16 protein-coding genes are annotated in these 14,700 nt (G+C 45.4%); 10 read left to right on the top strand and 6 right to left on the bottom strand.

The window, feature by feature from the left end; translation table 11 throughout:
- The first annotated feature begins 49 nt into the window (after window positions 1-49).
- Window positions 50-229: a hypothetical protein gene (locus HF324_RS08645; RefSeq protein ID WP_168862313.1), complete on the top strand. Its 180-nt coding sequence runs from the start codon at window positions 50-52 to the stop codon at window positions 227-229.
- A gap of 269 nt (window positions 230-498) precedes the next feature.
- Here HF324_RS08645 and HF324_RS08640 read toward each other — a convergent pair whose 3' ends face one another.
- From HF324_RS08640 to HF324_RS08630, 3 genes are all read right to left on the bottom strand, one after another.
- Window positions 499-657, bottom strand: coding sequence for a hypothetical protein (locus HF324_RS08640; protein WP_168764094.1), 159 nt, complete (start codon window positions 655-657; stop codon window positions 499-501).
- Window positions 644-1,114, bottom strand: coding sequence for a PIN domain-containing protein (locus HF324_RS08635; protein WP_168862312.1), 471 nt, complete (start codon window positions 1,112-1,114; stop codon window positions 644-646). Before HF324_RS08635 ends, HF324_RS08640 begins: the two co-directional genes overlap by 14 nt.
- A gap of 221 nt (window positions 1,115-1,335) precedes the next feature.
- On the bottom strand, window positions 1,336-1,557 hold the full coding sequence (locus HF324_RS08630; protein ID WP_168862311.1) for a SymE family type I addiction module toxin: 222 nt from the start codon (window positions 1,555-1,557) through the stop codon (window positions 1,336-1,338).
- A gap of 199 nt (window positions 1,558-1,756) precedes the next feature.
- Here HF324_RS08630 and HF324_RS08625 point away from each other — a divergent pair, with 199 nt between their 5' ends.
- Window positions 1,757-2,068 carry a helix-turn-helix domain-containing protein gene (locus HF324_RS08625; RefSeq protein ID WP_145670805.1) on the top strand — a complete coding sequence of 104 codons (312 nt, stop codon included), beginning with the start codon at window positions 1,757-1,759 and terminating at the stop codon, window positions 2,066-2,068.
- 86 nt (window positions 2,069-2,154) lie between these two features.
- Here HF324_RS08625 and HF324_RS08620 read toward each other — a convergent pair whose 3' ends face one another.
- Window positions 2,155-2,364, bottom strand: coding sequence for a hypothetical protein (locus tag HF324_RS08620; protein ID WP_168862310.1), 210 nt, complete (start codon window positions 2,362-2,364; stop codon window positions 2,155-2,157).
- A gap of 47 nt (window positions 2,365-2,411) precedes the next feature.
- Window positions 2,412-3,185 (bottom strand): hypothetical protein, encoded by a 774-nt coding sequence (locus HF324_RS08615; protein ID WP_168862309.1) that lies wholly within the window; start codon window positions 3,183-3,185, stop codon window positions 2,412-2,414.
- Between the two features lie 399 nt (window positions 3,186-3,584).
- Between HF324_RS08615 and HF324_RS08610 the strand changes: the two genes are divergently transcribed.
- Window positions 3,585-4,013 carry a hypothetical protein gene (locus HF324_RS08610; RefSeq protein WP_168862308.1) on the top strand — a complete coding sequence of 143 codons (429 nt, stop codon included), beginning with the start codon at window positions 3,585-3,587 and terminating at the stop codon, window positions 4,011-4,013.
- A gap of 460 nt (window positions 4,014-4,473) precedes the next feature.
- Here HF324_RS08610 and HF324_RS08605 read toward each other — a convergent pair whose 3' ends face one another.
- A complete protein-coding gene (locus HF324_RS08605; RefSeq protein WP_168862307.1) occupies window positions 4,474-4,911 on the bottom strand; it encodes a DUF2000 domain-containing protein in 438 nt (145 codons plus the stop codon).
- 154 nt (window positions 4,912-5,065) lie between these two features.
- Between HF324_RS08605 and HF324_RS08600 the strand changes: the two genes are divergently transcribed.
- The 7 genes from HF324_RS08600 to HF324_RS08570 all read left to right on the top strand — a co-directional run bounded on the left by HF324_RS08600 (window position 5,066) and on the right by HF324_RS08570 (window position 14,644).
- The gene (locus tag HF324_RS08600) at window positions 5,066-5,536 is read left to right on the top strand and encodes an Lrp/AsnC family transcriptional regulator (RefSeq protein WP_168862306.1); all 471 of its coding nucleotides are present in this window, start codon (window positions 5,066-5,068) and stop codon (window positions 5,534-5,536) included.
- 242 nt (window positions 5,537-5,778) lie between these two features.
- On the top strand, window positions 5,779-6,945 hold the full coding sequence (locus HF324_RS08595; RefSeq protein WP_168862305.1) for a hypothetical protein: 1,167 nt from the start codon (window positions 5,779-5,781) through the stop codon (window positions 6,943-6,945).
- A 246-nt stretch (window positions 6,946-7,191) separates the two neighbouring features.
- Window positions 7,192-9,537, top strand: a complete 2,346-nt coding sequence (locus tag HF324_RS08590) for a TonB-dependent receptor (RefSeq protein WP_168862304.1) — start codon at window positions 7,192-7,194, stop codon at window positions 9,535-9,537.
- Window positions 9,538-9,752: 215 nt separating this feature from the next.
- The gene (locus HF324_RS08585; RefSeq protein ID WP_168811417.1) at window positions 9,753-9,989 is read left to right on the top strand and encodes a hypothetical protein; all 237 of its coding nucleotides are present in this window, start codon (window positions 9,753-9,755) and stop codon (window positions 9,987-9,989) included.
- 100 nt (window positions 9,990-10,089) lie between these two features.
- On the top strand, window positions 10,090-11,448 hold the full coding sequence (locus HF324_RS08580) for a radical SAM/SPASM domain-containing protein (protein WP_168862303.1): 1,359 nt from the start codon (window positions 10,090-10,092) through the stop codon (window positions 11,446-11,448).
- Between the two features lie 46 nt (window positions 11,449-11,494).
- The gene (locus HF324_RS08575) at window positions 11,495-12,499 is read left to right on the top strand and encodes a hypothetical protein (RefSeq protein ID WP_168862302.1); all 1,005 of its coding nucleotides are present in this window, start codon (window positions 11,495-11,497) and stop codon (window positions 12,497-12,499) included.
- Between the two features lie 12 nt (window positions 12,500-12,511).
- Complete coding sequence (locus tag HF324_RS08570) at window positions 12,512-14,644, top strand: peptidase domain-containing ABC transporter (protein WP_168862301.1); 2,133 nt, start codon at window positions 12,512-12,514, stop codon at window positions 14,642-14,644.
- Window positions 14,645-14,700 lie beyond the last annotated feature (56 nt).

The following is a 14,700-nucleotide window of genomic DNA, read 5'->3' as shown; positions in this document are numbered from 1 at the left end:
GGGCGTTTGAACACCAACCTTTTAACCAACCCGTTAAAACCTACGTTTTATGTATTACATCAAAAAGTTTGTTACCTACTGGGCTATTTACAACTGCGCCAATGGCTCCAGCCGCTTGCTTACCACACGAGAGCAGGAAGCAGTTGCCCAGGAATTTCCGGAGTTAACCTGCAGGCAGGTCGTCACGGTGTACTTTGCAACCGTAAACAGCATAAAACTAATGCCGTAAACAGATAGGCCCGGGATCACCCCGGGCCTATCTGTTTACTTCCTTTGAAATAATGGTCCTTTCATTGCCTGGCAACCTCCGAACTGCAGCGGTCCCTCTGGCGAATCGGCCCCGGCCTCCGTGGCACACAACATCTCGGCCACCTGGTTAAACAGGTGAGTCATGATGAAAACAGAAGCCTACCGGCACAACAAGATATTGTTGATATGCCGTACCGGCAAGCCTTTACTATTGCTGTTGTGAATTTGGGAAAAGGAAGGAGGAGAGGGTTAGCGCCTTTTTAGGGCTTTTTGTTCCAGGTGAAATTTTTCCCTGGCTTCTTTCAGGTCTTTCAACAATAAATCAGGATGGCCCCAGTATTTCAGGCTTAACTCCTCCCTGATTTTTCTTACTTCAGCCACTGCGTCATACTTTTTACTTTTTTTCATGGTCATTTGGCTTTAAGATTTCACGCGGGGTCCTGATTTCTATTAAACGGTACCCCATGCGCAAATTTATGGAATTATACAGTTTAATCCGATCAAGGTTTACAATATGTTTAAAGTTCCAGCTGGCTAATATATCAGCCCCGTGCAGTGTAGCCAGTGCGATATGCAGCGCATCATTGTAACATTTATTACTTAAAGCGCCTTCTGCAATATAGGTTTCCGCCAGTTTAATCGCTTTGGGATGGCCTTTAATCTCAACCTTATAACGGTTCGGGATTTCCGCTATTTTGGCCTTTACCTCATCCTTAGCAGGGGCTAACTCTATCATTACTATGTCAGATAAAACCAGCTTTTTTATACCCAGTTTGAACTCATTAAGCAGCGCGTTACTATGTTCTTTGAATTCCTTATCGAAACAGCCTCCTATTACTGAGGTGTCAGTATAAACGTGAATCATAAATATGGTTGGAGAGGTTAAAAACAATGTTGCATTCCCGGTCTGTATTCTATTGAGGATAACTATTGTAAGAATACAGTTTTCAATGCCAGACTATGCCGGCGCTTTGCGGTGTTTCATTAAATATGGTTTTGGGTTAACGGTTAATTGCCGGGTGTTCTGCGGGCGGCGGTTCATGATACGGTCCGCCCTCAGTCACCTGGTGCTCAGGTGGAGTTGGCCTATTTTTGCCAAAAAGGTTTTTCAGGAGGCGCTTTATGGGTTATCGTAATTATCAGTTTTCGGTTTTCAATTGCGATAGAGATACTATCTCCGATGTCAAAGCCGGCTCTTTGCAGCCATAAGCCGGATACGTTTAACCATGGTACTTTTATCCAGTGGCAGAGCCGTTCCGAACTTTTATAATGAAGTTTGGCTTTTCGTTCTTTTAGCTGGTTTTTCATGATGTTGATTATTTTCTACAAATATAATTAAAATGTAGATAATTATAGACTTACAATGTAGTGTTTTATAACTTTTTAGGTCATTTTATTGTCATAAAAAGTAGATAATAATCTACTTTCCCATCTCTTTGTGTTTCTGCTACGGCTCCTACTTCATATTAAATTTTAAATCAGTAGTTTAGCGCGAAAATCATCCATTATGACTTTTGGTGAAAAAGTTACCATAGCAAGAAAGCAAAAGAAGTTAACACAGACCGAGCTGGCGGACGCGACTGGCACATCGAGAGATATTATCGGAAAGTATGAACGTGATGAATCGAAACCATCAATTGAAATAGCCGCGAGAATTGCGGAAGTTCTAGACAGTTCGTTGGATTTTTTGATAAGAGATATTAACCGCGAAGACGCGCTAGCAGAGAAGATCAAACAACTTTCCCCTATCAATCGAGAATACGTTATGGCTGTAATTGAAGCGTTTGAAGCTAAAGAGAAATTACAGGGCAAAAGATAAAGGCTCCCGCTCGCGCGAAAGCCTTTACACCAAACAAATCCCAAAGGTAACCACACCTTATAGCCGGGAAACTATTTATCAGCGGTCTAACCGCCTTCCTTTGCCACTGCTGCTTGGCTGACCCCACTCATGACAGTACCGGCAACAGCGATGTAACCGGCAATTTTCACGATGATAGCAGGGATAGCGGGAATACCCATCAGGGCGCCACTAATCGCTGTCAGGATCAAACCTATATTGCGCACCTTACTGAAAAAAGGCGGTGTTGATGCAGTGAGTCGTTGTGCAAGTTTCATATACACAATTTAGAGTTGATGAAATGCCGGCCCTTACAGGCCGGTTATTATGGATTTGGTGCTGCCGGGATACCGGAGATGTCCACCAGTGCCAGCGCATTAAAAGCGCCATTTTTAAGGCTATACAAGGCCCCGTTAACTTGCTGGTAGAACTCCACACCCAACGCCAGGAACAGCGGCTTAGTGGTGTTGTCCGTCACATTTACGGTCAAAGCCATGACAGCAGTCGCGGTTGCATCGATGGGCAATTCAGCACTGGCAGCACCGCCGTTGATGAACGTTTCCGCCTCGAAGTCGATTTCTGCACCAGCTGCCAAAACTTTGAAATGGGTAGCACCTGTAGGAGCAGCTACCATGTTGATGGGGACGAACGACGGGATATCGACAATCAGGGTACCGGCAGCGCGATCAATGGCCGTGGTGAACGGGGCGTACAACGTACCGCCCAACCGGGCATTACTGTTGAACTCAAAACCTTTGAGCAGCTCCGCCTCCCCGTCGATGACGTTGCGCTGGCCGCGTACATTGGTTTCATCTGCCTGGATCACCTTCACCATTTCGCGGGTCAGGCGGGATGACATATAACTATCCCCGATGTTCAGGAGCAGCGCCCGGAAGGCTGTACGTAACAGCTTACCGGCTTTGCCGGCACGGCCGAACTCCGCACCATTCTCACGGGTACGGACAAACGCAGGATCTGTAGCGATCCGGCTGGCATCCACGCCGCCTTTCTCACGTGCCAAGTGTCCGGCTTTCGTTTTGTAAAAGGTGATATTGCCGATTGTTCCTTTCAGGGGAATAATTCCACTTTGTCTTGCCATATAGAAACAATTGAATGATAGAAAGGGCTGTTTACATAGCCAAGCCCGTTAGGCTCACATCTGCGCAGGATGCAGTACTTTTGCGGTAACCACCCCAAACCTAAGCCGGCATTTTAACCCAGAAAAATTTCCATTCCGATTATGCCATTTTCGCAGAAAATAGTACCTACCCGCATAGTGATTTATGCAAAAGATGTGATGAATATTACCGGTAGAAGTGAACGTACTGCCCGGAAGATCCTGCAACAGATAAGGCTGGCCCGTGGGAAGAAAAGAGGAGACATGATAACTATATTTGAGTTTTGCCGGTTTACTGGTCTGGAGGAGGCTGTTGTTACTAAATTTCTAGTATCTTGACGGGAAGCCGAATAGATGTTATTCAGAGAGAAAAACGAAATAATGACAACCACTGACATTAGGGAAAAAGTTAAAGAAATTGATGCCATTATACGAAATGGGTTATGGTTTGATTTTCATGTCTACAAATATGATGGACGTAATTTGACGATAGCCGGAAGCATCGATTTGTGTTATTATCATAAGTTGGAAATCATATTTGAGAATGTTTTCTTTTTCCACGGATTTTTTTTCGAATGGCATTCAGATACGAGTCAGCCGGTTTTTGTATTGCCGGATAATGATGCGGAACTAAACTTTCAATTTGAGATAGAACAGGGGTATACCCTGTTTATGTTCAAAGCGGAGGATTATAAAAACGACGTAATAGTTGTAGCAGAAAAGATTTCTTTCAATACTGATACGGTATTTTATTATTTACGAGAAGACTTAAAGGAAAATGAACGCATAGCGGATTTTGTTAAGCGGTAATCGTTGGAAGGTATACTTCCGGTTATAGAACACCCGGAGCCGGTTACCAGGTGTCTGCTGTAATTCAAAGTCAAGTCAAAAGCGTGTATACCTTACCGTATAAACAGATAATATATTTTATGCCCGTTTATGCTTATTTAGCAAGGGCTTTCGTATATTTGTACTGTTTACAAGTTCTTTCAAACCTCTACAAAATAAGCTAATCCAGAAGGATACAAAATCGGATACACTAGCTTAAAAATCCTTGGAAGATAGCGACAATTAAGCCTTTGATATAGTCCCAGCGGGACCATCAACCCTCACACACCGCGTGAGGGTTTGATTCTCTAGTTAAACGCTTAGCCAAGTTCCTTTTGAATATTCTTACACTGAATGCCCCTTGTCGTATATCCAGATAACAAAAGGCATCATCATCCCAGTAATAACCCCTGGTGGCTTAAGCTCATGCTTTGTTGTTTGTCTACCTGATCAAACTCAGGTTCCCGGTAGCTTTATTTATCACCTTTTTGTCGCCATACACAGCGATGCCGATGTAGCGGATGTCGTTTTCGGTTGTTGTGCGCATGATGTTTTCATAGTGATCGTACGTCCTGGATTTTTGGGCAATATCGGAAAAGTCTACGATGACGATGTCCTCGATAAGGAGAGAGAGGAAGTGCCTGCGGATCTCTTTTATTTTTTCCGGCGAGGCGCCCAGTATGGGAATGGGCATTTGTGTGATGCCCAGGTGTTTTTCTCCCTGCTTGTCATACACGTCCTGGCCTATAATATTTCCCAGCTGTTGGCCTAATGTGATTGACAAGACGCTGGATGTATTGGCAATGATGCCTGTCGGTTGTGTACTGTCTATTATCAATACACATTTTTTCGATTCGATAGTTGTGTTGGTGCTGTCCATTATATTTAATTTACATTCCGGCAAATTTATAAATAACGACTCTTCAGCACTGCCTGATATTTGAATATTAGGAATTATTCCTAAATTGCCCCTGTTTTCAAACCAAAATTCCTATCGAAACTGCATTAAGACATCAGGAACAGGAAAAAAGACTATGGCGAAACTGGACAAAACAGATGTTGGTATATTAAGTGCATTACAGGATAATGCCAAGCTGAACGTGAAAGAACTCTCAGACTTGCTACATATATCCAAAACGCCGCTTTATGAGCGTATAAAACGTCTCGAAAACGAAGGGATCATTAAAAGATATGTGGCTTTGGTAGACAACAAGAAAGTGGGATTACCATTAGTCGTCTTTTGCAATATATCCCTGGCGGTACATGATGATGAGCATATCAAACGCTTCCAGGAAGAAATCAGGAATATCGAAGAAATCGTGGAGTGCTACTCTACCGGCGGGATGTATGACTTCCTGATAAAAGTTGTTCTTAAAGACCTTGACCACTATAATCAGTTTGCGTTTGAAAAATTGACAAAAGTCCAGGGGATTGTCAAGATGCAGAGCTCATTTGTATTAGGTGAGATAAAAAATGTAACCGCGTTAAACATCCCGTATCAATAGTTAAAAATTGCTGTAACTGTATATAAGGAAATATTATTTTTAGCGTACCTTTATGTTTGTAGCAAATTGTTTGTACCTATAATTATTTTATCATGTCATCGACGTAACTCCTATACCGCGTCCTGTAACACCAGGCTGGAATCAGGCAAATAGAGACAACTGATTGCCCTGAGGCGAACAGGATACCGCTGTACGGAAACAATGCATCGTTCTCCATTGACCTTTTTTTAACAATTTTATCTATGAAATCAATTTTTCGTTTGTGTCATGTACTCGTCTTTTGTTTATTGACCACAATTCCTTATGCCCATGCTATAGCGGCAGCACCTGTTGACACCGGCTGGGTGGGAATAGGCCCCACGCAGGCAGCCGCCAGTCCTAACGACCCATACTACTATAAACTGGTACAGGTAAATGGCAGCGCCTCACGTTATGCAACCGTGATTGAACTGGCTATCAGCGGAGACGCCAACTTTTACGACCAGCAGGGCACCTACCAGATCAGGGTAGATAAGTACGATGGAACACCAGGCAGGTTTGACGGCCTTGAAATCCGATGTGTTTCCGGAAACCCGGCTGCAGCTACCTTCTATGTATATAATGATGCGTTGTGGCTTAAATCCAACTATAAATGGGGACTGATCGCCTACCGTACCATCGCCCAGTTCCATGCTTCCCCCCTCGTGGCAGCGCCTTTCGCACAGACGACGACTATGCCGGCGGGATTTTTAGCTACCACCGGCAGCTATGGGTTGAAGTGCGATTTCGACAATAACAAATTCTATCAGCTTCCTTTCCAGGACACGCAGGGCAATCTCTCCGTTCCCGGAAACATAGGGGCTGGGACAGTTCCTGGTTATACGTTACATGTAATCTCTCCAGGTAATACCAACAAAGCCGCCGCGTATCTGTGGGGAGAAAACTACGGAACGGCCATAGGCACGCTCAACGCTACCGCCGCCCACTATGCCTTCGCGGTACTGAATAATGCCAAAACCGACGGCTCCAGCGCAGAAGGAGGAGGCAAACCACTGCTGTATGTAAGAGGCGATGGCAATGTAGGCATAGGCACTTCGGTACCTCAGGCCAAACTGGCCGTAAAAGGCGACATTTTCGCCCAAAGGGTCAAAGTAACCCAAACCGGGTGGGCCGACTTTGTATTTCACCCGGAATATAAACTGCCTGGATTGCTCGAAGTAGAGCGTTTTGTCAAACAACACCGGCATTTACCCGAAATCCCTTCCCAACAGGAAGTAGAACAAAATGGGCAGGATGTTGGCGAGATGAATAAGAAATTACTGCAGAAGGTAGAGGAGTTAACGCTGTATCTGATTGAGATGAAAAAGGAAAATGAAGACTTAAGAAAACGGATGGAGGCAGTAGAAAAAAAACAGGATAACGGCCGATAAACATGTTCATCCTGTAAACGAAAAGCCTGTGCCCTGGCACAGGCTTTTCGTTTACAGGCCCCCTCTCCATTGCCGGCAATTTTTTTGTTTCCCAATAATACCCTATCTTTTTGCCTGGAAACCCGATCATGAGAAGATGCCCGGCAGAATAACCTTAATTTGTTAATTACCAGAAGATAATTCAATCTTCCTATGTCTTTAAAGGCCCTTAGTTTAACTTCCCTCCTCTTCTTAGCCTGGCTCCCAATGTGGGCACAATACGGTTTACAGGGAATTGTGGCAGACAACAATCATCAACTATTACCCAATATGCACGTGGCATTGTCCGGAACAGGCGGACAGGTTTATAATTCGGTGACGGGAAAAACAGGGCGGTTTTCCTTTGATAACCTACCCCAGGGCGCTTATGCCTTGAAAGTGAACGGCATGGGATATAGTGCCGATAGTTTGCAGATACACCTGCTCAAAGATACCTTCGTTACAATAACGCTAAAGCCTGCCCCCACAGAACTGAAAGGCGCCACCATCACCGCTGCCAAGCCTGTATTTGAGAAGAAAATAGACCGGTTTGTATTTAATGTGCAGAATACCAGTTTAGTGGCCGGCAACAATGTATGGGACGTACTAAAACAAACGCCGCTTGTCAACGCCCGGGAACCAGGCACCTTATCAATACTCGGACTGCAGGGCGTTTCCGTATACATCAACAATCGCCGAAGCATTTTGAGCGGCCGGGACCTGCAGCAATATTTAAGCAGTCTGCCCGCGGACAATATCACCAGCATCGAGGTAATCACCGTCCCCTCCAGCAAATATGAAGCCGGCAACCCCGGAGGCATCATTAATATATTACTCCGGAAAGACGAATCAACCGGCTTGAACGGAAGTATCAACCTGGCTGACAGGCAAGCTACCTATAACACACCCAGCGGCGGTTTACAGCTCAACTACCGGAACCGGAGGTTCGGGCAGCAACTGCTGGTAAACGGCAGCTCAAGAAGCGCCTTCTTTTACAGTGACAATATTATCAACTACCTGGGAAATACCCGACAACAGGAACTGGTCCATAACCAAACCATAAAAAAACCGGAAAACAGCGTCGGCATCTCTACCTCGGCGGATTATACCATCAGCCCCTCCTCCACCCTGGGAGGCACCATCGACTTCCGGACCACTCACTCCAATGACCACAACAGCGGGTTCAATGAAATCAACACTGCTAACCAAAAGCAACAATACACCAACACCAACCCGGAAACACGCAATACCAACTTTCTTTCTTTAAACCTTAACTACCAGTACCTCGATAAGAAACACAAAAGAGAATTAGCCATCAGCGCTGACTATTTCAACTACCAAAATAATCAGCAGGCCGAATTTTTCTCCTATAATAAACAGACACCCGGAGTTGTGCATAATGGAAATCGTACCGATACCCGGCAGTTGATCAATAATTACGCTATTAAGGCAGACTACAGTCAACTGATTCTTAAAAAAGTAAAAATGGAGGCCGGCGTCCGGTATTCCCATACCCGCACCAATAACCTCCTGGCTTTTGATAATTTCACCAACGGCAACTGGATCCCCAACAGCCTCCGGTCAAATGATTTCACATACCAGGAATGGATCAGCGCAGCTTATATTTCATTATCCAAAAAAATCAATACACAGCTGGAAGTAAAAGCAGGTGCCAGACTGGAACAAACCAACTTAAAGAACGGACTTGCCACAGCAAAGGAATCCTACGACCAGCACTATCTGAATGTTTTTCCCACCGCTTACATCAACTATACCATTAATGACAATAATACATTGTCCTTTTCTGTGAAAAGTGATATCCGGCGGCCGGCATATGTACAATTAAACCCTTTCATTTTCGTGATCAGCGATAAATATCTGGTGAAAGGCAACCCCGAATTAAGGCCCTCCAATAGCATTATGATGGAGCTGGCCTACACGATGTACCGCGATTATATTTTCATGGCCCGCTACACGAAAAACACCCGTCTTTTTGAACAAATAGCGATCGTCATCCCTCCGGATACAACGCTGCTCGACAGGTTCAATTATGGCAATGCGGATAACTGGAGCGTAGCAAGCGTGATCAATAAGTCGATCATAAAAGACCGGTGGAAGGTTAGTCTCACCAACACCCTTACGCTGCAACGGCAACAGGTGGACGCACCGCAAACACACATCCGTACCAGCGACTATTTATACATGTGTAACCTTTCCCAGCAGTTCACCAACCTTTTCGGCAGTAAAATAGACGCCTCCATTAACGGAAGTTACTTTAGCAAGATGGTAACTGCCAACAGCGAAATCAGCGGCTTCGGGGAAGCAGGAATAGGTTTTACACGAAACATACCGGCACATAACCTCTCGGTATCCTTCTACGCAGGAGACATATTTAATACCCAGCGGCTAAAACACTTTTACAGCATCAACGAACTTTCCGTGTCTGACATGACCGGATTCAGTGATACCCGTTACATCAGACTTTCCATAGTTAAAAAAATAGGAAGCAATAAAGTTAAGACTGTTAGAAAAAAAGACCCGGGCAATAGCGAAGAGGCCAACAGAACAAGATAACCAGGCAGTATCATATTTCCCTAACCATTTAACACACTTTGAATCCCTTAGGTAACCCCGCATATCAGCGGACATAATACGGTAGTAGCCTTTAACCCTACGCTGAATATATATTCCGGATATATATACGACCGATGATTGCAACATCGGTCACATCTGAATGGCATACAGATGCGATAAGCTATGCCCTTTTCTCATTTAAAACATTCTTCATCATGAAAAATTCAAAGTTAAAAGCGCTGATGTTGCAACAGCAACAATCACTCGCAAAGCAAGTTGAAAACCAGGAAGAATTTGTGGTTATCAACGAGGAAAATCTCTTTCATCTGCAAGGTGGCAGCGGCGGGCCCTGCGACGATGTTTCCGACGACGGCGGCGTTTGCACCACCAATAGCTGCGGCCAATACACTTCCTGCAGCAGTTGCGATCAGAACAGCTGCAAGATATACTAGTCATTCCCAGCCTACACTGCACGACTGTCCCGTAAGGCAGTATGCAGTGGCTGTCATCTTATGGCAGACATGTTATTCTTTGATCTTAATATCAGCCATCATGAAATTCAAGCTATCCAAATACGTATATATAAGTAAAGACCCCGACCTGTTACCCCTTCATGCTATCCTTTATGTGACACGTACCGGCATCGCCATAGAAGTACTGAATACACATCTGGAGCTGCTGCTGGCGGGGAACTATGAGCAGTTGCCCCTCACCCATCTGAAAAATTTTATTCGCCATGAAATACTTGTACCGGAGGAAGAAGACGAGCTGGCAACCATATTATCATTTAATAAAGTGAGGGTGAAAGACAGGCGAACACTCAGTTTCACGATACAACCATCCGCCAACTGCCAGCTAGGCTGTAACTACTGTGGCCAGTCGCATTCCAAACACGTGATGAACGAAAACACTGCGGACCTGATGGTCAACCGCATCCGCGAAGCCGTGGAAGCCAAATCGGGACAGATCAAAACCCTGTCTGTTACATGGTACGGAGGCGAACCCATTACAGGACTAAGCAGTATCGAATACAACTCACGTAAGCTGATGGAGATCGCTGCCGCTCACAACCTGGAATATACGGCAGACATCATTACAAATGCCCTCGCACTCAGGGAGGACCTGTTCCAAAAACTGGTCACCGAGTATAAAATCATGGATTATCAGATAACGATTGACGGCACCGCAGCATATCACGACAAGCGCCGTATGCTCAAAAACGGCACGGCTTCTTTTGATATTATTTTCAACAATGTGGTAAGTATTGCCCACTCCGCGTTCTACCAGCAGTCACAAGCCCGCATAAACATCCGATGCAATGTCGATGCCGAAAATAAGGACAATGTGATGGACCTCCTAAAAATGATGAAAGAGGCCGATATTCTAAACAAAGTAGGTTTCTATATTTCCCCTATACATGACTGGGGAGACAATGGCGCCAGCACCGTACATGGCATCAGCAAGGAAGATTTCGCACAGTTTGAAATTGAAGTATTTCTTGCCCTGCAGGAATACGGCGCCCTGGACCATAAAGTGTTGTTGCCCAAAAGAAGTACTTATACCTGTATGGTGGTAGATGAATCCGCAGAAGTATTTGACGCCTATGGCAATATATCTACCTGTTGGGATGTGCCATACACCACATCGTATTTCAATACGCCGTTTGTTTCAGGCAACCTTCGCCAGCCGGAAAAAGTTGATACCAGCAACGCGCTGATGCGCCAATGGTATGATGAAATCCCCCATAATGACACCTGGTGCAAGAAATGTACTTTTCTGCCGGTGTGCGGCGGAGGCTGCCCTAAAGAATGGCACTTCGGCACACCCGCCTGCCCTTCATTTAAGTTCAATATGGATGAAAGGCTGTTTATGAGGAAAATGCTCGCTGCCGATAAAGCCGGCACAGAATAATACCGGCACACCGCAATTATCAGTCTCACCTCAAAAGTCATTGACCATGAAGAACGCTAACTTAACAGCAGTAATTAACAGCATCCTGGCACAGTATAAAAATCTTTACACCCCGGAAGCCACCCGCTCCGGAAGTGTATCGTATCATGTTTACCACCGGCTTGAAAACAACTATACCGACACGCTCGACGCTAAAGAACTCACGAAGATGTACTATCACTTTTGCCGGTATGAGGAGTGTTTAAGATATTTTAAAGAGAAAGAGCTGCACACCGGTGAATTGTTATATCAAAGAATCCAGCAAACCGACCGTAACTTCGACAGTCGTGTAAAAGCCGGCATGGACCTGTTGTACCGGGCCATGTCCGCATATCGGTGGCATGTGCGTAAAAACATGGACGAAGCGCTGACAGAACTTGGCTACGCTATTAAAAGTTGTGAGCAGCAGGTGTTGCTATCGCCTTTTATTGTATCGTCCATACAAGAGCAATGGCTTAACAGGCTACGGGTATACTTCAGGATGAAAGACCTGGACAATACATTGGAGGAAGCCGTTTCGCTCTTTCACTTTTCCTTTACCGGTGTATATCAACCGGATAAACCCCATATCACGGAAGCTTTCAGGGCAGTACCCGCCGAAGAACAACGCTCGATGACCATTCACATCCTGAACAACCTGATGTTCGAACTGCAACGCCCCGGCGCATTTGATGCACTATCCCAGGCCGGTTTCCTAAAGCAGCTTTTTACCCGGGTACATGCTGCGACTGGCAACCCGGTGTGTAACGCAGACATTTTTCAAATGATCCGCCTGCAACAGGCGTATTACAATGGCGACATCTCCGCCTTTGCACACCTGCTCAATGAGCACTTCAGTACTTTCAAGGCTTCGCCCAGACGTTTCCAGCAGTTGACCACAAGGCACTTCACAACGCTATTGACGGCTAACGGGCTTGACGTCACGACCTACGCCAACTATCCCGACTTCCTGGAAATAGTTTTACAGAAACAGGAACACCAGCCCGTTACTGCAACAAGTTCAATTGCATAGAAACTGTACAATATGAAAAGGAGATTTCCTCATTTTTCGCAGCTGGAATACTCAGATTGTGGTCCTACCTGCTTAAAGATCATCCTGAAATACTACGGGAAAGAATGCCGGCTTTCCTACCTGCGGGAGCTCTGCAGCGTAACCCGTACCGGTATCACCATGGGAGACATCGTCATCGCGGCCCGTGCATTGCATTTCAACCCGGTCGCCTTTCAAACCACCGTCAACGGATTGCAGCATAATGCAGCGTTGCCCTGTATTCTGCATTGGCGGCAGGATCATTTCGTCGTCCTCTATCATATCTCTGAAAAAGGAATGTTCTATCTCTCCGACCCTGGTTTTGGACGGATAAAACTTCCTGCCAATGAGTTCGAAAGTCTTTGGAAAGGCGGCCACGAAAAAGGCGTGGCGCTTTTCCTGGCGCCAAATGAAAATTTCGCGCTATCCACGCTGCCAGCCACCAGCCGATGGACGGAATGGAAGAAAAGTATTATTTTTCTATTAAGCCATTTAAAAACACATCGCTGGAAGTTATTGCTATTGGCGCTCTTCCTGGGAGCCAGTACCGCCCTGGCCTATATTTTCCCTTCTACCATGCAGCGACTTGTAGACAAAGGCGTGATGGCACACCGTCCGGCTGTCGTTTGGGGAGTACTGCTTTTTCAGGGTTGTATCTTATTGGGACAAATTGTATTTGAATGGCTAAGGGGTCTCGTTGGCGTCCATTTCAGCACGCAGGTCAGTATGCAGGTGGTTTCCCAGTTTCTTTTCAAACTGATCAGACTACCCGTTCGCTTCTTTGACAACAGGATGAGCGCAGATATCCTGCAACGCATCGAAGATCAGCAAAGAATTGAACTTTTCCTTACCCAACGTATTGTCCAGACGTTATTTTCCATCATACTGATAGTAGTATTATCCATCCGTCTGCTGCACTATAATGCTGCGATTTTCCCGCTGTTTGTTTTGCTTAGCGCTTTTTCTGTGGGATGGATATTCCTGTTTCAAAACCACCGGAAAAACATTGATTACTACAACTTCAGATTAGCTGCCGAGAATCGTAATGCGCAAATTGAGCTGATCACCGGGATGAGAGAAGTAAAAATCAATAACGCACAGCACAGCAAGATTAACCTCTGGAAAAAGATACAATTAGAAGTATATAAGCTGAAAATCCGCTCTTTGCGGCTGAACCTCTACCAGGTGCTGGGCGTAAACACCATCACCCAGCTAAAGAATATTTCCATCAATGCCTTTTGTGCATTGTGGGTTATCAGGGGAGATCTCACCATGGGTGAAATGTTGAGTATCGGGTATATCACCGGCATGTTATCCTCTCCGCTGGAATCTTTGGTAGAGTTCTTCCAGACGGCGCAGGATGCTAAAATATCCTTTGACCGTATTGACGAGATCAACAGCAAACTGGACGAGAATGATGCATCCAAAAAAACGCCTCCATTACCTGTGCAGGGTATCCACCTTCAATCCGTCAGTTTTAAATACGATGGCAGTCATCATCCTTATGTTTTAAGGGACCTCTCCCTGTTTATCCCAGCGGGCAGGGTAACAGCCATCGTGGGCAGCAGCGGCAGCGGCAAGACCACGCTGCTGAAATTACTGCTGAGCTTTTATCACCCGCAAAAAGGAGGTATTTATATTGATAATGTAAACATGCGTGATATCAACTCAGATATATGGAGAGGACGGTGCGGTATCGTTATGCAGGACGGGTATATATTCAGTGGCACTATTGCAGAGAATATTGCGCTGTCCGACGACAACCCGGACATTGACCAGCTATGGTTTGCCGCGCGTACAGCATGCCTGGCCGAATTTATCAAACAGCTGCCCATGCAGTTCAATACGAAAATAGGCAACGCCGGCGCTGATCTCAGCGGGGGGCAGAAACAGCGGATACTCATTGCCAGAGCGGTATATCACAATCCTGACATACTCTTCTTTGATGAAGCAACCAGTTCACTCGATGCCAGGAACGAAAAGGACATCATGACCAACCTCAATGCCTTTTTAAAAGGTAAAACGGTCATTGTGGTCGCCCACCGGCTAAGCACCGTTAAAAATGCTGATCAGATTATCGTATTGGAGGGGGACGGATACTTGAACAGGGCACCCATACCGAGTTAGTCAGCAGCAGGAAAAAATATTTCGAGCTCATACGAAACCAGCTGGAATTAGGGCAC

It is taken from the genome of Chitinophaga oryzae, from assembly GCF_012516375.2.
Taxonomy (GTDB): domain Bacteria; phylum Bacteroidota; class Bacteroidia; order Chitinophagales; family Chitinophagaceae; genus Chitinophaga; species Chitinophaga oryzae.
Note: the sequence above shows the minus strand (reverse complement) of the source record. Positions and strands in the feature narration are given on the sequence as shown.